Origin of the sequence: Solirubrobacter soli DSM 22325, from assembly GCF_000423665.1 — a bacterium.
Classification (GTDB): domain Bacteria; phylum Actinomycetota; class Thermoleophilia; order Solirubrobacterales; family Solirubrobacteraceae; genus Solirubrobacter; species Solirubrobacter soli.
In genome coordinates this window covers 729789-751765 of sequence record NZ_AUIK01000001.1, presented here as the reverse complement: position 1 = coordinate 751765, position 21977 = coordinate 729789, and the positions used below count along the sequence as shown (strand labels likewise).

Annotated in this window: 21 protein-coding genes; 9 read left to right on the top strand and 12 right to left on the bottom strand. The window is 70.1% G+C overall.

Features of this window, described 5'->3' with window-relative positions; translation table 11 throughout:
* The first annotated feature begins 3 nt into the window (after positions 1-3).
* Positions 4-396: a VOC family protein gene (locus G569_RS0103460; protein WP_028062383.1), complete on the top strand. Its 393-nt coding sequence runs from the start codon at positions 4-6 to the stop codon at positions 394-396.
* On the opposite strand, the gene G569_RS57180 is transcribed toward G569_RS0103460, so the two are convergent.
* On the bottom strand, positions 390-1502 hold the full coding sequence (locus G569_RS57180; protein ID WP_053225779.1) for a helix-turn-helix domain-containing protein: 1113 nt from the start codon (positions 1500-1502) through the stop codon (positions 390-392). The genes G569_RS0103460 and G569_RS57180 overlap by 7 nt on opposite strands.
* 170 nt (positions 1503-1672) lie before the next feature.
* Here G569_RS57180 and G569_RS0103450 point away from each other — a divergent pair, with 170 nt between their 5' ends.
* Genes G569_RS0103450 through G569_RS0103440 form a run of 3 tightly spaced genes read left to right on the top strand, consistent with a single transcriptional unit; the run spans position 1673 to position 4349 of the window.
* Positions 1673-2779 (top strand): urea transporter, encoded by a 1107-nt coding sequence (locus G569_RS0103450; protein ID WP_157591787.1) that lies wholly within the window; start codon positions 1673-1675, stop codon positions 2777-2779.
* A gap of 26 nt (positions 2780-2805) precedes the next feature.
* Positions 2806-4059, top strand: coding sequence for a formamidase (gene fmdA / locus G569_RS0103445; protein WP_028062381.1), 1254 nt, complete (start codon positions 2806-2808; stop codon positions 4057-4059).
* Complete coding sequence (locus G569_RS0103440; protein WP_028062380.1) at positions 4059-4349, top strand: FmdB family zinc ribbon protein; 291 nt, start codon at positions 4059-4061, stop codon at positions 4347-4349. The genes fmdA and G569_RS0103440 overlap by 1 nt, the downstream gene beginning before the upstream one ends.
* 25 nt (positions 4350-4374) lie before the next feature.
* On the opposite strand, the gene G569_RS0103435 is transcribed toward G569_RS0103440, so the two are convergent.
* The 8 genes from G569_RS0103435 to G569_RS0103400 all read right to left on the bottom strand — a co-directional run bounded on the left by G569_RS0103435 (position 4375) and on the right by G569_RS0103400 (position 12591).
* The gene (locus tag G569_RS0103435) at positions 4375-4872 is read right to left on the bottom strand and encodes a hypothetical protein (RefSeq protein ID WP_028062379.1); all 498 of its coding nucleotides are present in this window, start codon (positions 4870-4872) and stop codon (positions 4375-4377) included.
* Positions 4873-4898: 26 nt separating this feature from the next.
* Positions 4899-5645 carry a formate dehydrogenase accessory sulfurtransferase FdhD gene (fdhD, locus tag G569_RS0103430; protein WP_053225778.1) on the bottom strand — a complete coding sequence of 249 codons (747 nt, stop codon included), beginning with the start codon at positions 5643-5645 and terminating at the stop codon, positions 4899-4901.
* Positions 5638-7710: a formate dehydrogenase subunit alpha gene (gene fdhF / locus G569_RS45230; RefSeq protein WP_053225777.1), complete on the bottom strand. Its 2073-nt coding sequence runs from the start codon at positions 7708-7710 to the stop codon at positions 5638-5640. The genes fdhD and fdhF overlap by 8 nt, the downstream gene beginning before the upstream one ends.
* A 2-nt stretch (positions 7711-7712) precedes the next feature.
* Positions 7713-8333, bottom strand: a complete 621-nt coding sequence (locus tag G569_RS60775) for a 2Fe-2S iron-sulfur cluster-binding protein (protein ID WP_053225776.1) — start codon at positions 8331-8333, stop codon at positions 7713-7715.
* The gene (locus G569_RS45225; RefSeq protein WP_053225775.1) at positions 8330-9940 is read right to left on the bottom strand and encodes an NAD(P)H-dependent oxidoreductase subunit E; all 1611 of its coding nucleotides are present in this window, start codon (positions 9938-9940) and stop codon (positions 8330-8332) included. The genes G569_RS60775 and G569_RS45225 overlap by 4 nt, the downstream gene beginning before the upstream one ends.
* Before the next feature lie 463 nt (positions 9941-10403).
* Positions 10404-10883 carry a GNAT family N-acetyltransferase gene (locus tag G569_RS0103410; RefSeq protein ID WP_028062377.1) on the bottom strand — a complete coding sequence of 160 codons (480 nt, stop codon included), beginning with the start codon at positions 10881-10883 and terminating at the stop codon, positions 10404-10406.
* A 209-nt stretch (positions 10884-11092) separates the two neighbouring features.
* Positions 11093-11581 (bottom strand): winged helix-turn-helix transcriptional regulator, encoded by a 489-nt coding sequence (locus tag G569_RS0103405; RefSeq protein ID WP_028062376.1) that lies wholly within the window; start codon positions 11579-11581, stop codon positions 11093-11095.
* On the bottom strand, positions 11578-12591 hold the full coding sequence (locus G569_RS0103400; RefSeq protein WP_028062375.1) for an aldo/keto reductase: 1014 nt from the start codon (positions 12589-12591) through the stop codon (positions 11578-11580). The genes G569_RS0103405 and G569_RS0103400 overlap by 4 nt, the downstream gene beginning before the upstream one ends.
* 86 nt (positions 12592-12677) lie before the next feature.
* On the opposite strand from G569_RS0103400, the gene G569_RS0103395 reads away from it, so the two are divergent.
* The 5 genes from G569_RS0103395 (at position 12678) to G569_RS0103375 (ending at position 15156) form a co-directional block, all read left to right on the top strand.
* Positions 12678-13082, top strand: coding sequence for a hypothetical protein (locus G569_RS0103395; RefSeq protein WP_028062374.1), 405 nt, complete (start codon positions 12678-12680; stop codon positions 13080-13082).
* 23 nt (positions 13083-13105) lie between these two features.
* Positions 13106-13420 carry a hypothetical protein gene (locus tag G569_RS0103390; RefSeq protein ID WP_028062373.1) on the top strand — a complete coding sequence of 105 codons (315 nt, stop codon included), beginning with the start codon at positions 13106-13108 and terminating at the stop codon, positions 13418-13420.
* A 264-nt stretch (positions 13421-13684) separates the two neighbouring features.
* The gene (locus G569_RS0103385; RefSeq protein WP_028062372.1) at positions 13685-13918 is read left to right on the top strand and encodes a helix-turn-helix transcriptional regulator; all 234 of its coding nucleotides are present in this window, start codon (positions 13685-13687) and stop codon (positions 13916-13918) included.
* Positions 13915-14352, top strand: a complete 438-nt coding sequence (locus G569_RS0103380; protein ID WP_028062371.1) for a hypothetical protein — start codon at positions 13915-13917, stop codon at positions 14350-14352. The genes G569_RS0103385 and G569_RS0103380 overlap by 4 nt, the downstream gene beginning before the upstream one ends.
* A gap of 12 nt (positions 14353-14364) precedes the next feature.
* Positions 14365-15156 carry a hypothetical protein gene (locus tag G569_RS0103375; protein WP_169542056.1) on the top strand — a complete coding sequence of 264 codons (792 nt, stop codon included), beginning with the start codon at positions 14365-14367 and terminating at the stop codon, positions 15154-15156.
* Between the two features lie 45 nt (positions 15157-15201).
* Here the strand turns inward: G569_RS0103375 and G569_RS45220 are convergent, their stop codons facing one another.
* The 3 genes from G569_RS45220 to G569_RS0103360 form a co-directional block, all read right to left on the bottom strand.
* Entirely contained in the window at positions 15202-16695 is a 1494-nt protein-coding gene (locus G569_RS45220) for an LVIVD repeat-containing protein (protein ID WP_053225774.1), read from the bottom strand.
* Positions 16696-16826: 131 nt separating this feature from the next.
* Entirely contained in the window at positions 16827-18797 is a 1971-nt protein-coding gene (locus G569_RS45215) for a serine hydrolase (RefSeq protein WP_053225773.1), read from the bottom strand.
* A 122-nt stretch (positions 18798-18919) separates the two neighbouring features.
* On the bottom strand, positions 18920-21805 hold the full coding sequence (locus G569_RS0103360; RefSeq protein ID WP_028062369.1) for a vitamin B12-dependent ribonucleotide reductase: 2886 nt from the start codon (positions 21803-21805) through the stop codon (positions 18920-18922).
* Positions 21806-21977: the final 172 nt, after the last annotated feature.

Below are 21977 nucleotides of genomic sequence, written 5' to 3'. Positions count from 1 at the left end.
CTCATGTCCGACATCACCGGCGTCGACTTCGTCGCACTGCAGGTTTCTGACCACGCCCGCGCCGCCAAGTTCTATGGCGAGACGCTGGGGCTGCCGTTCGTGAAGACGTGGGGGAAGATGCCCGCGTCCGAGTATCAGGCGGGGAACCTCACGTTGGCCGTGATGCAGTCCGACGCCTTCGGGCTGGAGTTCCGTCCGAGCAGCTCGATGGTGGCGCTGGCGGTCGACGACGTCGAGGCCAAGCGCTCCGAGCTCGAGGGGCACGGCATCGAGTTCCGCGGCGGGATCCTCGACTCGGGCGTGTGCCATCAGGCGTTCTTCCAGGACCCCGACGGCAACCTCCTGGCACTGCACCACCGCTACGCGCCCAAGGACGAGCCGCCGCCGAATCACTGACGGCGCGCCGACACGATCCAGAAGAGCTCGGCCTCGACCGCGCCGAGGTTGCGCCAGCCGGCGACGCACTCCGAGTCGGCGATCAGCACCTCGCCGTGGCGGACGGCGGGGCTCTGGCCCGCCACCTGCACCTGGACGAGCCCGCTGCCGACCGCGACGACGCCGATGCCGGGCGGGGAGGCGACGGGCGTCCCGGACTCGCGCGGGCCGAGGTGGACGAGGTCGATCCAGAGATCGTCGCCGTGCAGCAGCGAGACCGTGTGCTCGAAGCCGGCCTGCGGGTCGTCCGTCCTGCGGCCGATCCGGTAGGCGCCCGGCTCCTTGCCGCGCAGGAGGTCGTCGATCGTCACGTCCAGGGCGGCGCTGAGCCGGACGAGCGTCGCGAGCGAGAGGCCGCGCTCCGCCCGCTCGACCTGGGAGATCGCGCTGGCCGAGACGCCCGCGAGGTCGCCGAGGTCGTGCTGGCTGAGATGCCGCGTGCGGCGCACGGCGCGCAGCGCGGCCGCCATCCGCCCGACGATCTCCGCGGGCGCGACGATCGGCCGCCCGCTCTCCTGATGCCAGTGCAGCACCGTGCCGAGCACGCTGTCGTCGCGGCCCTCGGCCTTGGCGACGCGGATCGAGCGGTCGTCGACGTCGAGCACGCACTGGGTGACGGCGTGGACGGCGTCCTGCACCGCCGCGGGGGTGGCGGGGCTCATCGACCAGTAGGCGATCGCGCCGAGCTCGAGCAGCATCGGGCAGCAGCGGGTGAAGAAGTCGCGTGTGCGGTTCGCGCCCCACGCGTGGACCATCGCGTCCATCGAGTCGAACAGGATCAGCCGGTGCCCGCGCGGCTGGCTGAGGCGGAACACCTCGCGCAGGAGGTCCGCGGGCTGCGCGAAGGCGCCACGCGAGCCGGCGTCGACGACCACCATTCCGGGCACGTCGCGGTAGCTCGCGGTGCCGGCGATCGACACCGACGTCTTTGACTCGAACACGTCGCCCAGGCGGGTGATCGCGCGGTAGAACAGCTCCGGCGAGGCGCCGTCGAGATGCCAGACGACATTGTCGCCCCAGAACAGGCCGCCGAGCGCCGCATCGAGCGCGTCGAGGCCAGTACTCACGTGGAGATCGGACGTAGTGCCGTCAAGCATGGCTACTCCCGCAAGCCCGGTGCATCGGACACGGTGGAATCTACTGGCCGCGGGTGTGAAAGCAGTGCTGTCGATGCTTTGACCGCAGTCGGACCACGCCATTGAATCCGGCGCGACGACCACCCGAACGAGGAGGCGGCGTGTCGGTCAACGGAACCATGCAGGCCTGGGGCGAGCGTGCCGACGGCAATCCGCTCCTGGCCTTTATCGACTCCTGCCTGCGCGGGGTCGGGCAGGTCTGCTTCATGAACAACCCCGTCACGGGGCTGGCGATCATCGTGGCGATGTTCGTCGCCCAGGCGTGGCTCGGCTTCGCCGGCGTGCTCGGGCTCGTCGCGTCGACGGCGACCGCGGCCGCGATCGGGATGGACCGCGGCGCGATCCGCGCCGGGTTGTTCGGCTTCAACGGCGTGCTCGTCGGCGCGGGCCTCTCGCTCTTCCTGCAGCCGACCTGGGACGAGATGGTGATCGTCTGGATCGTCGTGATCGCGGCGTTCTCCACGATCCTGCACGCCGCGCTGGCGCGGGTGTTCATCGGCTCCTTCACGGTCCCGCCCTTCACGCTGGCGTTCAACTTCATGACGCTGCTGTTCCTGGTCGGCGCCCTCGGCTACGCCAACGGCCGGGTCGGCGGCCTGGTCGCGCCGGCCGACGCGCAGGTCACCGCCGGCTCGGTGTCCAACACGCTGCGCTCCGCCGCCCAGGCGGGCTCCGCGAACAACATCGAGGGCGTCTTCAACGCGGTCTTCCGCGGCATCGGCCAGCTGTTCTTCGCCAACAGCGTGTGGTCGGGAATCATCATGGTGGCGGGCATCGCCGTGTGCTCGCGGATCGCCGCGGTCTTCGCCGTCGTGGGCTCGGCGGTGGGCATGTGCACCGGGCTCGCGCTCGGCGCCAGCGGCGTCGCGATCTACAACGGGCTGTGGGGCTTCAACTCCTTCGACGCCTGCCTGGCGATCGGCGGCGTGTTCTTCGTCCTGTCGGTCCGCTCGGGCATCCTCGCGGTCGGCTGCGCCGTGCTCGCCGCGTTGCTCTTCGGCGCGATCGGCACCCTCTTCATCCCCTGGGGCCTCCCCGCCCTCACGCTGCCCTTCTGCTTCGCGACGCTGACCTTCGTGCTGCTCAAGGGCGCGTCGGAGAAGCTCGTGGCGGTCGAGGTCGCCGACATCACGACGCCTGAGGAGCACCTCGCCCGCACGCGTGCCCCGCGACCGGCTTCAACCGGGACCGCTCCCGTCCCTGCGTAGACCAATCGAAGTGGAGGAGTTGGCTCATGCCGAAGAATCTGTTCCCGCTCGATAACACCAAGAAGTTCACCGACCAGAAGCACGTCGGGCACAACCGCTGGCACCCGGACGTGCCGGCCGTGGTCAGCGTCCGGCCGGGTGACGTCTTCCGCGCCGACTGCCGCGAGTGGTTCGACGGCGCGATCAAGAACGACGACTCCGCCGAGGACGTCCGCAACGCGCCGCTGGCCGGCGTGCACGTGCTGACCGGGCCGTTCCACGTCGAAGGCGCGGAGCCGGGGGACCTGCTCGTCGTCGACATCCTCGAGATCGACGCGTGCGACCAGGAGGACGAGGGCCCGTTCTCCGGCATGGGGTGGGGCTACACGGGCGTGTTCGCCAAGTCCAACGGCGGCGGCTTCCTGACCGAGCGCTTCCCGGACGCGTACAAGGTGATCTGGGACTTCACCGGCGACGTCGCCACGTCGCGGCACATCCCCGAGTGCTCCTACGTGGGCATCCACCACCCGGGCCTGATGGGCACCGCGCCGTCGGCGGAGCTGCTGGCGAAGTGGACCAAGCGCGAGACGGACCTGATCAAGACCGACCCGGACCGCGTGCCGCCGCTGGCGCTCCCGCCGCTGCCGGACTCGGCGATCATCGGCCGCCTGGAAGGCGCCGAGTACGACCGGATCGCCGGCGAGGCGGCCCGCACCGCGCCGCCGCGCGAGAACGGCGGCAACCAGGACATCAAGAACTTCACGGCGGGGACGCGGGTCTTCTACCCCGTGTTCGTGCCCGGCGCGAAGCTCTCCTTCGGCGACCTGCACTTCTCGCAGGGCGACGGCGAGATCACGTTCTGCGGCGCGATCGAGATGGGCGGGTTCATGGACCTGCACGTCGACGTCATCAAGGGCGGCATGGCGACGTACGGGATCTACGAGAACGCGATCTTCATGCCGGGCCTGCGCGACCCGCAGTACTCGGAGTGGATCGCGTTCTCCGGCGTCTCCGTCGACCTCGCGGGCAAGCAGCACTACCTGAACTCGCAGCTCTCCTACGAGCGCGCGTGCCACCACGCGATCGACTACCTGATGCAGTTCGGCTACTCCGACATCCAGGCCTACATGATCCTGGGCTCGGCGCCGATCGAAGGCCGGTTCTCCGGCGTCGTCGACATCCCGAACTCGTGCGCGACGGTCTACATCCCGCGGCGCATCTTCGACTTCGACGTCGCGCCCGGCCCCGGCAAGCCGCACCAGGTCAAGCAGGGGATGGCCGTTCCGCGGTCGGCCAACTGATGGCGATCTACGAGTACCGGTGCGAGCGCGACGGGGCGTTCGACGTGATGCGGCCGATCGGCACCGCACCCGCGTCGGTCGAGTGCCCCGAGTGCGCGGGCGAGGCCGTCCGGGTGTTCTCGAACCCGATGGTCTCGTTCGCGCCGCGCGAGCTCGTCGCCGCGCTCGACCACGAGCAGAAGACGAGGTACGAGCCGGACCTTGTGACGTCGCTGCCGGCGAAGGGCAACCGCAAGCCCACGCCGATGGCGACGCTCACCCCGCAGCTGGCGAAGCTGCCACGCCCGTAGTTAAAGGGGTCAGGCCCCTTTATGTTCAGACGATAGGAGGAATCCAGCCGGGCGGGCGCTTGCCCGTCGAGACATAGCGATACGCCTGGATGTCGTCGAACTCGGGGCTGTCGGGCTCGTAGGCCATCATCGCGGCGTCGACGCCGCCATGCTTGGCCACGAGCGCGGCGCCCCGTTTCGCGTTCGGCGCCTCCAGGCGTGGTGGGAGCTCGGTGGTTGGCGGGGGGAGGCGCTCGAGCGGCGTCGCGACCGGCAACCGCTCGTCTGGAAACGGCATCCGGCCGGTGCGCATCGCCTCGAAGTGCTCGGTGCGCGTGTGCTCGTCGAAGCGCTCGGATGCCTTGGTGCGCAGCTGTGACAGTCGCGGGCCGATGTCCTGCGAGATGTCGTTGAGCAACGCGGTCGCGTCGATCCAGTCGTCACCTGTCATCCGCTCGGTCGCGGACTGCAGGCTCACGATCGTCTCCGTCAGATGGTCGCGCGCGCGTCCGAGATTGCGGAAGTGGTGCTCCTGGAACTCCATAACGGTGGGATACCCCACCTGGGCATTTATGTGACGCGCTGCGGATTTGTATACACGTTCGTATAGCCCTTGCGGGCAAATCCGGCCAGGGTCAGGCCGCGATCGGCGGCCAGCTCGATCGCCAACGAGGTGGGCGCGCCGACGCCGACGAGGATCGGCGCGCCCGCGACGACCGCCTTCTGCACGAGCTCGAACGAGAGCCGGCCGGAGACGCACAGGACGAGGTCGTGGAGCGGCAGCAGGCCGTCGCGCAGCGCGCGGCCGATCACCTTGTCCATCGCGTTGTGGCGCCCGACGTCCTCGCGCACCAGCAGCAGCTCGCCGGCGGTGGTGAAGAGCCCGGTGGCGTGCAGGCCGCCGGTCCGGGCGAAGCCCGGCTGTCGCAGGCGCTCGGGCAGGTCGGCCAGCAGCGCGCGGTCGATCGCCGGGCCCTCCGGCAGTCGCGGAGCGTGGACCGCGACCTCCTCCAGCGCACCCTTGCCGCACACGCCGCACGACGACGTCGTATAGAACGAGCGTGCGCTGGGATCGCGCGCCAGCGGGCCTTCGACCTCGATCGTGTTGTTGGCGAAGTCGTCCGTCAGCCCGGCGGCGTGGACCCGCGTGATCAGGGCTTCGCCGTAGAGGAAGCCCAGCGCCAGCTCCTCGTCGTGGCCGGGGGTCCGCATCGTCACGGCCAGCGGCGCGCCGTCGACGCGGATCTCCAGCGGCTCCTCGATCGCGACCTCGTCGCTGATGCCGTCGTACTCGACGGTCCGGCTCAGCTCACGCACTCGCCAGCGCGGGCATCATCGTCGCCTCCTCGCCGATCGGCCGCACGTCGACCGCGATCACCTTGTACTCGGGGCACGAGGTGTTGACGTCGCGCGAGTTGCCGATCAGCAGGTTCGTGCGGGTCTCCGGGAAGTGGAACGTCGTGAAGACGTGTCCGGGCTCGATGCGGTCCGTGACCTGCGCCTCGATCTCCGTGCGGCCCTGGCGGCTGCGGATCGAGATCGTGTCGCCGTCGGAGATCCACAGCCGCTCGGCGTCGTCCGGGTGGATCTCGAGATAGTCGCGGTCGTTGAGCTCGAGGTTGCCCGTGCGGCGGGTCATCGTGCCCGCGTTGTAGTGCTGCAGGCGGCGGCCGGTGACGAGGATCAGCGGGAACTCGTCGTCGGCGGCGTCGCCGGGCGCCTTGTATGGCAGCGCGGCGAAGTGCGCCTTCCCGCCGGGAAGCTCGAACTCGGTCTCGTAGAGGATCGGCGCGTCGGTGCCGTCGGGGGCGACCGGCCACTGCAGGCCCTTGCGGCCGAGCCGCTCGTACGTGATGCCGCTCCAGTGCGGGGTGAGCCGCGCGACCTCGTCCATCGCGTCCTCGGGCTTGTCCCACCCGAAGTCATAGCCCAGCGACTTGGCGACCAGGTCGATGATCTCGAAGTCGGTCTTGGCGCCGCCGGGCGGGGTGATCGCGGGGGCGACGAGCTGCACGCGCCGCTCGGCGTTGGTGAACGTCCCCTCCTTCTCGAGGAACGAGCTCGCGGGCAGGATCACGTCCGCGTATTTGGTCGTCTCGGTCTCGAAGATGTCCTGGCAGACCATGAACTCGAGGTTCTCCAGGGCGGCGACGACGTGCGCGGTGTTCGGATCGGTCTGGGCGACGTCCTCGCCGAAGATGTACATCGCCTTCAGGTCGCCGGCGACCGCGGCGTCGAACATCTGCGGGATCGAGTAGCCCTTCTCGCGCGGGACCTTCACGCCCCAGGCGTCCTCGAAGAGCTTCGCGGTGTCCTCGTCGCCCACGGACCGGTAGGCCGTGTAGGTGTCGGGCAGCGCGCCCATGTCGGACGAGCCCTGGACGTTGTTCTGCCCGCGCAGCGGCAGCAGCGCGGCGCCGAGGCGGCCGACGTTGCCCGTCATCAGCGCGATGTTGCAGATCAGCTGGACGACCTCGGAGCCGTACTTGTGCTCGGTCACGCCGAGGCCCCACGAGAAGCACGCGTTCCCGGCCTCGCCGTAGATGTGGGCGGCCTTGACGATGTCGTCGGCCGGGATGCCCGTGATCTCCTCGACCGCCTCGGGGGTGTACTGCGGGAGGAGCTCCAGCAGCGCGTCGTAGCCGAGCGTGCGTCGCTCGATGAAGTCCGGGTCGGTGAACCCGTCGCGGAGGATGACGTGGGCGATGCCGAGCATCACCGCGGCGTTCGTGCCGGGGCGCGGGCTCAGGTGAAGGACGCCGTAGTCGGAGAGCTCGATGCGACGCGGGTCGATCGTCACCAGCTTCATCCCGCGCAGCGTCGCCTGCTTGATCCGCGCGCCGACGACGGGGTGACCCTCGGTCGGGTTGGCGCCGATCAGGATGCAGGCGTCGGCGTGGTCGAAGTCTTTGAAGGAGCCCGTCGCGCCCGACAGGCCGAACGACTTGCGCAGCGCGAACGACGTCGGCGAGTGGCAGACGCGGCTGCAGTTGTCGATGTTGTTGGTGCCGATCGCGGCGCGCATCAGGCGCTGCATCGCGTAGCAGTCCTCGTTGGTGGCGCGGCTCGAGGCCAGGCCGGCGATCGCATCGGGGCCGTGGGCGCGCTTGATCCGCGTCAGCTCGGTGGAGATGCGGTGCAGCGCCTCCTCCCAGGTGGCGATCCGGAAGGTCCCGTTCTCCTTGATCAGCGGCGTCGTCAGGCGGTCGCGGCGGCGCGAGAACTGGTGCGCGAAGCGACCTTTCAGGCAGGTGTGACCCTCGTTGGCGGGTCCGTCGAGGGCGGGGCTGATCGCGGCCACCTTGCCGTCGCGCGCGTGTGCCTCGAGTCGGCAGCCGACGCCGCAGTAGCCGCAGGTTGTCGTGACGGTGGCATCGAACATGGCTACCTCGCCAGGTTTAGCAGGGAGATCTCGGTGATGGCGTCCGTCGGGCACGTGTCGGCGCAGGCGCCGCACGAGACGCAGGCAGACGCTTTGAAGCCTTGATCGAGGCCCGCGGCGATGTTCGCGTGATACCCGCGGCCGACCGCGGTCAGCGCGAACGTCCCCTGGACCTCGTCGCACGCGCGCACGCAGCGCCCGCACGAGATGCACAGCTCGTGCTGCAGCGCCAGGTACGGGTGGCGCTCGTCGTGCTTGTACTCGTGCTGCGGCCCCGGCCAGCGGGTGTCCTCGACCTCGAGCATCCGGATGACCTGGCCGAGCTCGGTGTGCTCGGCGGGCGCCTGCGGGAGCTCGGACAGGACGAGCTCGACGACCGCGGTGGCGACGCGGCGGGCCGTCGGATCCTGTGTGTCGACCTTCATGCCCTCGCGCGCGAGGGTCGTGCACGAGGCGACCGGCCCGGGCGCGCCCTCGACGCCGACCAGGCACACCCGGCAGGCGCCGAACGGGGCCTGGCGCTCGTCGAAGCAGAGGGTCGGAATGGGCGTGTGCGCGGCCTGCAGGATCGTCGTCCCGGGCGGGACGGTGACCTCCTCGCCGTCGATCGTGAGCGTGATCACGTCAGCCCCAGCTCCTCGGGGTAGTGGGCGATCAGGCTGCGGATCGGGGCGGGCATGCCGCCGCCGTGGGCGCACAGGCTGCCGAGCTCGAGCGTCTCCAGCAGCTGCTCGAGCTTCGCGCGGTCGACCGGTGCGTGGTCCTGGAACATCGCGTGCGCGCGCTGGAGGCCGATCCGGCACGGGAAGCACTTCCCGCAGCTCTCGGCGGCGCCGAAGTGCAGCAGGTGCTTGGCCACCGCGTGCATGTCGGTGCCCTCCTCGAAGGCGACGATCCCGCCGTGGCCGACCATGCACCCTTCGGCCTTGAGGGCGTCGAAGTCGAAGACCGTGTCGAGCTTGTGGCCGGGCAGGATGCCGGCGAGCGGGCCGCCGATCTGCAGGGCCTTGATCGCCTTTCCGGACGCCATGCCGCCGGCGACGTCCTCGCACAACTCGCGGAGCGTCATCCCGAACGGGACCTCGTAGGCGCCGGGCTTGGCGAAGCGCTCGTTGAAGCAGACGATCTTGCTGCCGGGGGTCGCGTGGGCGGGGCTGAGCGCCTTGTAGGCCTCCGCCCCGTGTTTGGCGATGAAGGCCATGTTGGCCAGGGTCTCGACGTTGTTGACCACGGTGGGGAGGCCGTGGACGCCGCGCTCGGCGGGGAACGGCGGGCGTGCCGAGACGGTGCCTCGCAAGCCCTGGAGGCACGCGAGCAGCGCGGTCTCCTCCCCCACGACGTAGGAACCGGCGCCCTCGATCACGGTGATGTCGAAGTGGTCGGCGAAGTGGTGTCTCGATTCCTCGATCGCCCTGTCCAGCGCGGGCTTGGAGCGCGGGTACTCGGAGCGGACGAGGATGAAGCCGTGGCGCGCCCCGACGGCGTAGCCCGCGAGCGCGAGGCCCTCGAGCAGCAGGTGCGGGTTGTCCTCCATCAGCAGCTTGTCGATGTAGGAGCCGGGGTCGCCCTCGTCGCCGTTGGCGACGATCACCTTGTCCGGGTTCGGGGATCGCGCCGCGAACTCCCACTTGACGCCGGCGGGGAAGCCGGCGCCGCCACGGCCCTTCACGTCGGCGGCCTTGACCTTTTGGAGGAGCTCCTCGGGCGTGCCCTGGAGGGCGTTCGCGTAGCCGGACCAGTCGCCGGGGCGGGTGAGGACGGGCTCTGGCAGCAGGCTGGCGAATACGGGCTCCGGCGCCGGCTGTGTCCGGTTGGCGAGCAGCCGCTCGATCGCGCCCGGTCCGGCGTCGATCGTGTCGCCGTCGCGGACCGCGGGGCTCGCGTGGCAGTAGCCCAGGCAGACCGTCTCCGCCAGGCTGAGCGACTTGTCGTCGGCCCGTTGACCCAGCTTCAGGCCGAGGGCGGCTTCGACGGTCTCCACGTGGGCGTCGCCGGTGGCGGCGAAGCAGGCCGTGCCGGTGCACACGCGCACGTGGCGCTCCCCGCGCGGGACGAGCAGGTCGTCGTAGAAGGTCGACACGCCGTGCACCGCCGCTTCGGGCAGCCCCGAGCGCTCCGCGGCGACCCGGCGGTCGTCGTCGGTGATCTCCCCCCGTCGATCCATCGCCTCTTTGAGCACCTCGAGCGCGGTGGGCGCCCCCTGCTCGTGATGGCGCCGGACCAGTTCCACCAAATTACGCGACACAGCGGGGCATCGTCGCGACATGAGCCGCAATTGTCCAACTGGCACCACCAATGTTCTGATAGACGCGATCTATCGTGTTCGTCCGCCAACTCGACTACCTGACAGCCCTGGACCGCGACCGCCACTTCGGCCGCGCCGCCGTGGTCTGCCACGCCGTCGAACGCACGCCGGCGACTGCCGGCGATCGCTGCCGTGATCGTCGGCTCCATCGCCGTGACGGCGCGCGAGGCCGGCGTCGCCTCGGGCGAGGTCGTCTTCGGCTGCGCGCTGGCCGTGCTCGGGCTCGGGGGTGCTCCCGGTCGTCGTCGCCTACGCGTTCGGGTTCGCGACGCAGCACGCGCGTGGCCTGATTCGTAGGCACGATCCCGCTTGCGTTCTACACAGGGGTGGGCTGGATCATCGTGGCCGGGCTCGTCGCGTGCCCGCCCGGCGCGTACGAGTGCCCGATCTAGAAGCGCAACGCGAACGCGAGCAGCTGGACGCCCGGGAGCGGTGACCAGTCCCGCTGCGGGTCGCGGGTGAAGCCGACCTTCTCGTAGATCCGGTGCGCGGCGCGCATCGCCGGCTGGCTCGAGCAGACGATGCCCTTACGGCCGTCCTGGGCGGTGGCGTCGACGATGTGCCGCAGCAGCGCGGTCCCGACCCCTCGCCCCTGCGCGGCGGGGGAGACCGCGAGCATGCGGAACTCCGTCTCGTCGGGTTTCGCGATCTCGCCCAGCGGCCCGCCGTCGGGCACGAACGTGATCGTCCCGAGCAGCTGCTCGTCGACCGCGACCAGCAACTCGGCGCTCGCCGCCCGCGACGCCGCGTCACGCAAGGTGTTGACGTAGTCGCCCGCGTGGTCGAGGAACGGCTCGTACGCGGCGACGCACAGGTCGCCGACGGCGGCGAACTCGTCGGGTGTCGCGGGGCGGATCGTCAGGGCCACGGCCGCGGGCAGGCTAGCGCGCCGCCGGCGTCGGCACGGGCGGCGTCGCGCGCCCGCCGCGCCTCACCGTGCGCCCGCGCGCCTCACCGCGCGCCCGCCGCGCCTCACCGAGCGCCCGCCGCGCCTCACCGCGCGCCCGCCGCGCCTCACCGAGCGCCCGCCGCGCCTCACCGCGCGCCCGCCGCGCCTCACCGCGCGCCCGCCGCGCCTCACCGCGACGCCGCCTCCTCGTAGCGCCGGCGCATCCCTTCGCCCGCCGCCTCGCCGGCCGTGAACGCCACGTCGAGCTCGTCGACCGGGCGGCCCGTGCGGCGGTCGACGACCACGGGGTCGATCTCCTCGCCCGTCGCCTTGTCGATCGCGATCAGCTTGCGCGCGTGGCCGGTCACGTGGTCCTCGCTCCACGCGTAGAGGGCGAGGATCACCGGGCGGAAGGCGGCGCCCGCCTCGGTGAGGACGTACTCGTCGCGCGGCGGATGTTCGGAGTAGCGGCGCTTGGTCAGCAGGCCTGCGTCGAGCATCGCCTTCAGCCGGCGGGCGAGCATCGAGGGCGAGATCCCGAGGTTGCGCTGCAGGTCGTCGAAGCGGGTGAAGCCGTCGAAGACGTCGCGCAGGATCAGGATCGTCCACCACTCGCCGACCGACTCCAGACCGAGCGCGATCGGGCATTCGGCGTCGGCGAAGCTCGTTCGCCTCATGCGACCGGGACCGGCGAGACGTCGAAGTCCGCACCCACGAACCGCTCGCGCACCTCGGCGGCGACGCCGTGCGGCACGCCGAGCGCGGGGGCGCTGACGGCGTCGAGCCGAGCGGCCTGCTCGCGCGTCAGCGTCACGTCGAGCGCCGCGAGGTAGTCGTCGAGCTGCTCGACGGTGCGCGGCCCGATGATCGAGACCAGCGACGTCGCCGAGCGCGCGTCGCGATCGCGCAGCCACGCCATCGCGACCTGCGCGGGCGGAACGTCGAGCTCTGCGGCGATCGCGAGCACCTCGTCCACGGTTCGCGTCTTCTGCTCGGAATCCTCGGTGTGGATGAGCCGGTTCCAGTCGGTCAGCCGTCCCGCGTCGCTGGATCGGTACTTGCCGGTCAGCAACCCGCCGCCGAGCGGCGACCACAGCGCGACGCCCAGCCCGAGCGCCTCCGCCATCGGGATCAGCTCGCGGTCGGCGCTGCGTTCCACCAGGCTGAACTCCACCTGGATGCCGGCGACCGGCGAGGACCCGCGCAACTCGGCGATCGTCTGCGCCCGCGCGACCCGCCACGCGGGGAAGTTCGACAGCCCCGCGTGGAGGATCTTCCCGCTCGAGACGAGGTCGTCGAGCCCGCGCAGCACCTCCTCGATCGGCGTCACGCCGTCCTGGTGGTGCACCCAGTAGAGGTCGATGCGGTCGGTCTTGAGCCGTTCGAGGCTGCCCTCGACCGCGCGCACCATGCCGCGACGGTCGTTGCCCACCGAGTACTTCGTGGCGACGACGAACTGATCGCGGTCGGCCGCCAGGAAGTCCCCGAGCAGCGTCTCGGACTCGCCGAACTGGTAGGTCTCGGCGGTGTCGATCAGCGTGCCGCCCGCCTCGGCGAAACGGTCGAACATCCGCCGCGCCTCGGCGGGCTCGGCGCCGACGCCCCAGCTCGTCCCGAAGTTCCCCGCCCCGAGCGCGTACTCGGAGACCCGCAGGCCCGTCAGCCGCCCGAACGTCCGGTATCGCATCGTCGCTCCCATCATCGAAGTGACTTCCATAATAGTAGTCGGATCGAAATATCCAAAGGCGCGCCGACGCTGACTAGCGTCGGCGGATGCTCGGACTCCTGCTCGGATGGCTCGCCGCGGCGCTAACCGCGCTCGTGCCGGTGCTGTGCGGGCGCTGGGCGCGCCGCGCGGGGGCGGACTGGATGAGCCTTCCGCTGGCCGTCCTCCTGATGCTCGCGTCCGCGTTCGCGCTGCTGGTCGCGCTGGAGGTGGCCGGCGACGAGACCGACCGCACCGCGCGCTACCCGGGCGTCGCGGAGGGCATCGTCACGTTCGTCGTCTGCGCGGTCCCCGTCGTCGCGTTCTACTCGCTCGGCTACCGCGTCCGCCGCGACCGCGTCCTCGGCTCGCTCTGGCTGGCCGCGTCGATCCCGTTCACGGGCTACGCGGCGCTCGCCGGCATCGCGTTGATCAACGACGTGATCTGCAGCCCGAGCTGCGGGCTCTCCTGACGCCGGTAGGGAGGGTTGCGACCGTGGTCGGGTTCGCCCTCCTGCTGTGGCCTGTCCCCGCGGTATGGACGCTCCTCGCCTGCCTGGCCGGGCGCGAGGCGCGCGGGGAGGACGCCGGCCGGCTGAGCCTTGGGCTGAAGGCGATGCTCGGCGCTGTCGCGGCCGTCAGCCTGCTGTTCGGCCTCAGCCTCGATGCCGACCCCGTGTCGCGCCTCGTCCTCTTCGCCGCCGTCCTCGTGACCGCGACCCTCCCGACGCTGGCCTTCTACGCCCTCGGATACCGCGTGCGCGGCGCGCGGACACGGGCGCACTGTGGCTCGCGGCCACGCTGCCACTGACCGCCTACGCCGGGATCGTGGTCGTCGCCCTCCTCGAGTTCACGTTCTGCGCTGGGTGGGGCTGCGCCGGCGGCTCGCTCGACTAGCTCGCGACCGGTCATCGCCACTGCCCCCGACTCGCCCGTGGTCCGCCGGCCCGCTCGTGATCGCACAGGGCGCGGCTCGTGAGACGACCAACGCCGGGTGACCCCGGTCCGGTTACTCGCTCCGGTTCGGTGTCTACGATCCTTGACACGATGTCAAGGATCGTAGACACTCGCGCCTGTGGCTCTCGACCCGGAACCCGTTGTTGGAAACCTGGTTCGCAGCGAACGCCGGGCGGCCGAGATGACGCAGCGGGAGCTGGCGGAACGGGTCGGCGTGAGCCGGCAGACGATCGTGTCGATCGAGACCAGCGACTATGCGCCGTCGGTCTTCCTCGCGTTGCGGATCGCTGCTGTCCTGGGCACGACGGTCGAGCGCCTCTTCGATCCACAGTCCCGACCGGAGCCGTCATGAGGAGCATCCGCCGCAATGCCACGATCGACGAGCGCGAGCGCCAGGTCCGCGATCACGCGGGCGCGGTCTCGTTCCGGGTGCTGGCGGCCGTGCTCGTTGCGTGGTGCGCGTTCGCGGGCGTCCGCAACGGTTGGGATGCCAGCGTGCGCGCCGAGGATGTGATCACGATCGTCGCGCTGGCCCTGATCGCCAACGCGACGCTGATGGCTCGTCGTCACGCGACGCTGCTCGACGTCCACGGCGCGCGTGCGATTCGCCTCGGCGTGCTCGGCGGGGCCGTGGCGATCCTGGTCGCGTTGCTCGTCGTCCCGCTCGTGTGGGGCGTCGCCGCGGCCGACCTGGTCCCGGCGGCGATCGCGGCCCTTGCGGTATTCGCGGTCTGCCTCGGGGCGCTGGAGGTGCGCCGCAGACGGCGCCTCTCGCACGACGACTAGAAGGAGTACGCAATGCATATGCGCGATGGCGCGCGCCGGACGGCGCGGCGTCTCGACCTGCCGCGGCCGGGCACGGACGCGCCGCATCCGATCCTCGCGCTTCAACGCTCCGCCGGCAACGCCGCCGTGACGCGCTGGCTCGCCCGTGAAGACGAGCCGCCTGACGTCGCCGCGCGCGAAGGCTCGGGCGAGCTCCCGCCCGATCCCGGGCTGCCGTTCCCGCAGTCCGAGCCGGTGGTGGAGGTGCCGGTTGACAGTGACGCGTCCACACTGGCGAGGGAGGTCGACCCGGCGAGCGCGTCGATCGGTGCTGCCTCGCTGGCCGTCAGCCTCCGCCAGGCCGACCTGGGCGCGCTCAGCATGCAGCACGTCCAGTTCCGGATGGTCGGCGCGACCCAGCGGGCGACCGTCACCGAGCGCGAGTACGCGATCCTGCTCGTCGACTCGACCAAGAGCCTCGGCACGGCGTGGGCGTGGTTCTCGCTGTTCCTGCGCTTCGACGGAATCAACGTGCTCAGCGGCTACACGCGCCTGCTCAACAGCAGTGGCTACGCGGGCGGGCCCTTCGGCAGTGACGCAGCGGTGACGTTCAGTGCGGTCGAGGCCAGTGGACCGGTCGATCCGCTCAAGCGGGTGTACATCACCTGCGACGGGACGAACAACCCGAACGGGCCGGGCTTCCAGAAGTTCTTCGCGCGCTTCACCGCGTCCGGCGACGGCTCACTCACCGTCGACTCCTGCCAGGTCACCGTCGGTGACGGCGTCACGCGAACCAAGCCGAATGCCTACTCCGGCTGGCGGTAGCGCGGCGCGGGGCCGCCGTGTAGGCGGCGGCCCCGTGTGCGTGGCTTAGACCGACAGGAAGCAGAGCCCGGCGGTGCCGGGTTGCGGCTTGTACTGCTTGGCCATCCGCGTCAGGAACGCGCGGTGGGTGGCCGACGCGGGCGGCGCGACGACCTCGCGCTTGGCGGTCTTCGCTCCCGTCGTCAGCTTGAGGATGTCGATGCCGCGGACGTGGTCGGCGGTGTAGACGTAGCCGTTGTGCAGGTAGGAGGCCCAGACGAGGGTGTCGTCGGGCCGCCAGTACGCGACCTGGCGCGGCTTCGCCGGGTTCGAGATGTCCAGGAACCGCGTGCCCTCGCCGTACCAGGCGTAGGTGACGAGGCTGCCGTCGACGTCGAAGTAATGCGCCGAGCAGAAGTCTGCCGCGGGCGGGATCGGGCCTGTGCGTGAGCCTTCCTGCTGGTACGGGTTCCAGGTCCCGACGACCTGCAGGCGGAAGGGCTTCTGCGGCGTCGAGGCCCAGGCCTCGCCGTTGTAGCTGCCCTTCAACGTGGCGATGCTGAACATGCCCTGCTTGCTGCACGCCTCGTTGGCCGGACCGAAGTCCTCCTCGGTGGCCAGGAGGAGCTCGCCGCGCTTGTAACGGTCGTCGCCGCGCGGGGCGTTCTTGCCGATCGGGCGCCACGCGTTGTGCTCGAACCCGCCGGTGTCGTCGTTGACCACCTCCTTCGGCAGGCCCCCGCCGGCGTACGGGATCGGATCGAGCGGCGTCGCGTTGCGGTTCACGCGCTTGACCGGGTCGAAGTGGCGGCCGTCGGTCCAGTAGCCGCGCGTGCCGCCGTCGCCGGAGACCCACGCGACGCCCGCGTCGTCGACCTGGACGTCATGCGAGTAGGCGGTGACGCCGTCGCGGCGGAACAGATCCACCGGCTGCGCGGGGTACGCCTTCGGGCGGCGCGGATCGCTCAGATCGGTGGCGATGATCGGACGCCCGAACGTCCAGTTCAGCGGCGGCTGCTTCTGCTTGGCGGTCGACGCCGGGCCGCCGGTCCACAGCCAGCGGCAGCGGTTGATGCACGTCGTCGTGTGCCCCGTCGGAAGCTCTTGGAACGACAGCAGGCGGAGGGCCTCGGGGTCACTGGCGTCGATGACGTAGACGCCGGCGATGTTGGTCGCGGTCGTCGAATCGCCCGGGTCGGTCCCGGTCGTGCCGTTGTAGGAGCGCGGATCGCGCGAGATCAGGACCAGCTTGCGCTCCTGATCGACGTCCATGTCCTCGTTCTGCCAGAACGTCGAGTGCGGGTCGCCGTCCTTGGCCGGGTCGGGCGTGTAGTCCACGTCCGGGTCGCCCGGCAGCTTCAGCCGCTCCGACGAGATCTCGTCCAGCAACTGCGGCTTGGCCGGGTCGTCCAGCGAGTACGACTTCAGGCCGAACCGCCCGGTCACGACCATGACGTCGCGCGTCTTGCTGCCGTGACCGTACTCCAGGAAGTTGATCGCCGTGGCCCACTTGCCCTCGGGGATCGTCTTGACGAGCTGCACGTTCTTGCCTTGACCCATGGCAGGCGCAGCGAACACGAGCGCGACCCCTAGCGCTCCCAGTACAGACCCTCTCACTCTCACGGAGCCTCCCTCCGAAAAGTGGTTACCGAGTGGCGTCCGAACCTACTCCGATTGCGCTCACGATGCGCTCAGGGACCGATCGTCGGCATCCCGAACTGGGGGAAGAGGTCCGTGGAGGACCAGGTGGTCGCTCGTGCGGCGGTGAGGACTGCCGGGAAGTCCGGGTACCACCAGCCGCCGTTCGTGCCGCCCACCTCCGAACGGTTCCAGCACGTGACGATCGAGAAGTCGTCGGTCTGCACGCGCACGCAGTTCTGGCTGCTCTCGTACAGCAGCCCGCCCTTTTGCCCGTAGTACGCGTGCGTCCCCGAGTTCAGGATGATCGAGTTGTCGAACCCGTGGCCGCCGTTGTTCGCGGCGAGCGTGAACAGGTTCGTGATCGACGCCGGCTTGAGGACTGGGTTGTGGTTCCTGACGGCGAGCATCGCCAGCAGACGGGCGATGGCAACGACGCTCGCGGACAGTCCGCCGCCACCGTCGTCGCGCTCGTAGTTGTACCCGCCACCGGAGCCCGTCGGCCGAAGCCGGCGGTCGGGCTCTACGAGGCTCGGTCCGGTGGTGAGGAACGTCGGGTGGTACCGCGCCTCGTCCGCGGCCTGGCTCTCCGCGCGCGTGCGTGATGTACGCAGCCCGGTGATCGAGAGTGGCTTCAACAGGACCTCGTGGAGCGCGGAGTGCAGGTTCGGCTTCCCGGTCACGGCCATCACGACATGACCGAGGAGGAAATAGCCCCAGTTGTTGTAGGCGGGCGGTTGCGGTGGCGGACTGGCCGGCAGCGTGGTCATGTAGCGGTCGGTCGACTTGCCGCTTACGGGCAGGGTCGTTCCCAGCGCAGCCGCGACCTGCGGCTCGACGCCGTAGGGATTCGACGGCAACCCGCTTCTGTGCTCCAGCAGGTGCTGGATCGTGACCTTGCCGAACGTCGCCGCCGGCGGTGGGGTGCCGTTCGGCTGCGTGAGCTTGAGGACGCTCTGGACCTTCGTCGACAGCTTCAGCCGGCCGTCCTGGATCAGCTTGTGGATGGCGAGCGCGATGACGGTCTTGGAGACGCTCGCCTGCCGGAAGAACGTCGTCGGCAGGACGGCGGGATAGTCCGCCTCGGCGCAGGCGTACCCACGCGCGTACACCAGCCGGTTGCGGAAGACGATCGCGAGCGCGGCCCCGCGGGCACGCTCCTGCTGCATGTGCGTCTGCAGGATCCCGTCGATCGTCGCGTTGGCCACAGGCCCCGTCGGCGCGCGCCAGCTCAGCGGCAGTGGCTGGTCCTGTTTGGCGAAAGCGACCGCGAACCGCGCGCCCGCACCCACGCCGCCCGCCTGCACCGACACCGGCCAGAAGCCCTGCGGGACCAGCCGGTCGAACTCCTGCTGATAGCCGGCGCTGGTCAGCTCGTGCCGGAAGACGCAGTCGCCGATCCGGTCGTCCCGGAAGATCGACGCGTAGCGCCCGTCCGGCGCCACCGCCACGTGCACCGGGCGGGTGGACGCGGGCACGAGCGCGTTGAACCGCTGCTGATGATCGCCGGCGCCGTCGTCCAGCCCGTCCATCGTCCAGCAGATACCGGTGGGGTTGTCGACCCAGATCGCGGCGTAGTTGTGGTTCGGCGCGGTGCCGTAGATCGCGACGGTGGTCGGCATCCATCCGTTCGCGCGCGCCTGAGCGATCCAGTGCTCGATCGCCCCGGGGTTCGAGGCGTCCCCGCGGGTGAGGCGGTGCCGGGTGAGCGGCACCGGCCCCGGGCGCTGCTCGAACGTCCCCGCGAACACCGGATCGGTCGCCGGGCCCGTCGCCGCGAGCAGCACGGGGACGAACCCGTTGGCGACCGCGTTGTCGAACGCCGCCTGGTAGCCGGCCGCGTTGACGCCGTGCACGGCCGACCAGTCAGGGCCCGCGCGCTTCACCCACACCGCGGCGTATCGCTCGTCCCCGCGTGCCCCGTACACGCTGAGGCTCGTCATGCGATAGCCCTGCGGATAGAGGCTGTTGAACTGCGCCTGATGATCAGCGCTGGTGCGATCGTGGTAGGCGACGAAGTCCATGCGCAAGGTTACCTGATCGAAAAGAGATAAGCAACCGAACTGAGATGCCCGAACGAAGAAGGGCCGCCTCGTGGCGGCCCTTCGGAAGGATCATGGCAGGCGGGAATACCCCGCCTTCAATCTCAGCCGCAGCCGGTGTTGTTGCCGCAGCTCGAGCACGTGTAGCAGGAGCCGGTGCGCTGCATCATGCCGCCGCAGTTGTTGCAGGCCGGGCCGAGGTCGAGGCCGATCATGCGGGCCGGGACGACGGGCGGGGTCTGCGTGAGCTGCGTCGTGGGCGCCACGGGCGCGGGCGCGAGCGCCTTGGGCGTGCCGTTGCCGTTGGCCGGGCGCGACGAGCCGCCGGAGGCGGCGGCGTTGGCGTCCTCGCCGATCTTCTTCGCGCGGACCTCGGGGGTGAGGATGCCGAGCTCCTCCTGGACGTCGGAGTCCAGGAAGCGGGAGGCGAGCCAGCGCATGATGTAGTCCGGCATCGACTTCGCGAACGGGATCTCCGGGTTGGTGGTGATCCCCTCCGGCTCGAAGCGCATGTAGGCGAACTTGCGCACCAGGGTCTCCAGCGGCACCCCGTACTGGAGCGAGATGGAGATCGCGGTGGCGAACGAGTTCATCATGCCGCGGAGGGTCGAGCCCTCCTTGCCGATGTCGGTCAGGAAGATCTCGCCGACCGAGCCGTCCTCGTACATGCCGGCGGTGATGTAGCCCTCGTGGCCGCCGAGCGAGAACTTGTGGGTGATCGACTTGCGCTCGCGCGGCATGCGCTTGCGCAGCGGCTCGTCCTCGCGGGCCTTGAACTTCGCCACGGCGGTCTCGGCCGCGACCTTGACCAGCTCGTCGACCTCGGCCTGCGTGAAGATCTCCTCACCCGCGGCCAGCGCGTCGGAGGCCTTGGTCGGCAGGGTCTCGGTCTTCTGGGCGTCCGTGCGCAGCGCCTGCGCCGTCTTGGAGCCGTCGCGGTAGATCGCCAGTGCCTTCACGCCGAGCCGCCAGGCCTGGATGTAGGCCTCGGCGATGTCGTCCACGGTGGACGTCTGCGGCATGTTGACCGTCTTGGAGATCGCGCCCGAGAGGAACGGCTGGACGGCGCCCATCATCTTGATGTGGCCGGCCGGGGAGATCGGGCGCTGGCCGACGGCGACGTCGAACACCGGCAGGTGCTCGGGCCGCAGGCCGGGGGCGTCGACGATCGTGCCGTGCTCGGCGACGTAGGCCTCGATCTGCTCGATCTCGGTCTCGCCGTAGCCCAGCGTGCGCAGCGCCATCGGCACCGTGCGGTTGGCGATGATCATCGTCCCGCCGCCGACGAGCTCCTTGTACTTGACCAGCGAGAAGTCCGGCTCGATGCCGGTCGTGTCGCAGTCCATCAGGAAGGAGATCGTGCCCGTGGGCGCGAGGACCGACGCCTGCGCGTTGCGGTAGCCGTAGAGCTCGCCGAGCGCGACGGCCTCGTTCCAGGTCTCGCGCGCGGCCGCCAGCAGCGGCTCGTCCACGACGGCGTGCTCCGGCACGGCGTACGCGGCGTCGCGGTGCATGCGCATGACGTTGTTGTGCGCCTCGCGGTTCTCGGCGTAGCGCTCGTACGGACCGATCGCCGCGGCGATCTTCGCCGACTGCGCGTACGCGCGGCCGGTCATCAGCGCCGTGATCGCCGCCGCCGCGCCGCGACCCTCGTCGGAGTCGTACGCGAAGCCGTTGGCCATCAGGTACGCGCCGAGGTTGGCGTAGCCGATCCCGAGCTGGCGGAACGCGCGCGCGTTCTTGCCGATCTCCTCCGTCGGGTAGCTCGACGGCGACACGATGATCTCCTGCGCGAGCAGGATGATGTCGACCGTGTGCTGGAAGGACTCGACGTCGAACGTCCCGTCCGGCCGGCGGAACTTCATCAGGTTCAGCGACGCCAGGTTGCACGCGGAGTCATCGACGTGCATGTACTCCGAGCACGGGTTGGACGCGTTGATGCGGCCCGAGTTCGGCGACGTGTGCCACTGGTTGATCGTCGTGTCGTACTGGACGCCCGGATCGGCGCAGCGCCACGCGGCCTCGGCGATCTCGCGCATCAGCTCGCGGGCCTTGACCGGCTCGCCCACCGGCTTGCCGGTCGTGCGCGCGATCAGGTTCCAGTCCGCGTCGTCCTCGACCGCGTGCATGAACTCGTCCGAGACGCGGACGGAGTTGTTCGCGTTCTGGTACTGGATCGAGTGGAAGCCGTCGCCGTCGATCGACATGTCGAACCCGGCGTCACGCAGCGCGGCGGCCTTGTCCTCTTCCTTGGCCTTGCACCAGATGAACTCGCGGATGTCCGGGTGGTCGACGTCGAGCACGACCATCTTGGCCGCGCGGCGCGTCTTGCCGCCGGACTTGATCGTGCCCGCCCACGAGTCCGCCCCGCGCATGAACGAGACTGGTCCAGACGCGGTGCCGCCCTTGGCCAGCGGCTCCATCGACCCGCGGATGTTGGACAGGTTGATGCCCGACCCTGAACCACCACGGAAGATGCGGCCCTCGCGCGTGTTCCAGTCGAGGATCGAGTCCATCGTGTCCTCGACGGAGAGGATGAAGCAGGCCGAGCACTGCGGGGACTCCTCGAAGCCCACGTTGAACCACACGGGCGAGTTGAACGCCGCGATCTGGTTGAGCAGGATGTGCGTCAGCTCGGCCTCGAAGGTGTCGCCGTCCTCCTCGGAGGCGAAGTAGCCGCGCTCACGACCCCAGTCGGCGATCGTGCCGGCGACGCGCGAGACCATCTGCTTGACCGAGCGCTCGCGCGTGGGCGAGTTGAGCTGGCCGCGGAAGTACTTCTGGGCGACGATGTTCGTCGCGTTCTGCGACCAGGACTTCGGGAACTCCACGTCGTCCTGGTGGAACTTGCCGACGGCGGCTGTCCGCAGCTCCCATTCGACGGCGTCGAAGGGATGAACGCCAGGACGCGTGAACAGGCGCCGCACGGTCAGGGCCTCGGCCGGCCGTGACGTGGTCTCAAGTGTTGGATGCGGCGTGGTCTGCTCCATAACTCTGCGTTCTCCCTTCAGCGTGCCGACTCCCGGCACGGACCTCAAATCCGGACCGGGAAGATTGCACCCCGCGTCGGACAGAACTTCACCCGGCGAGAGCTTGCGGGGGCGACGGGCGCACTGTGCTAAAGCGCCTGCAAAACCGGGATTCCGTGTCCCTCCATTGTAT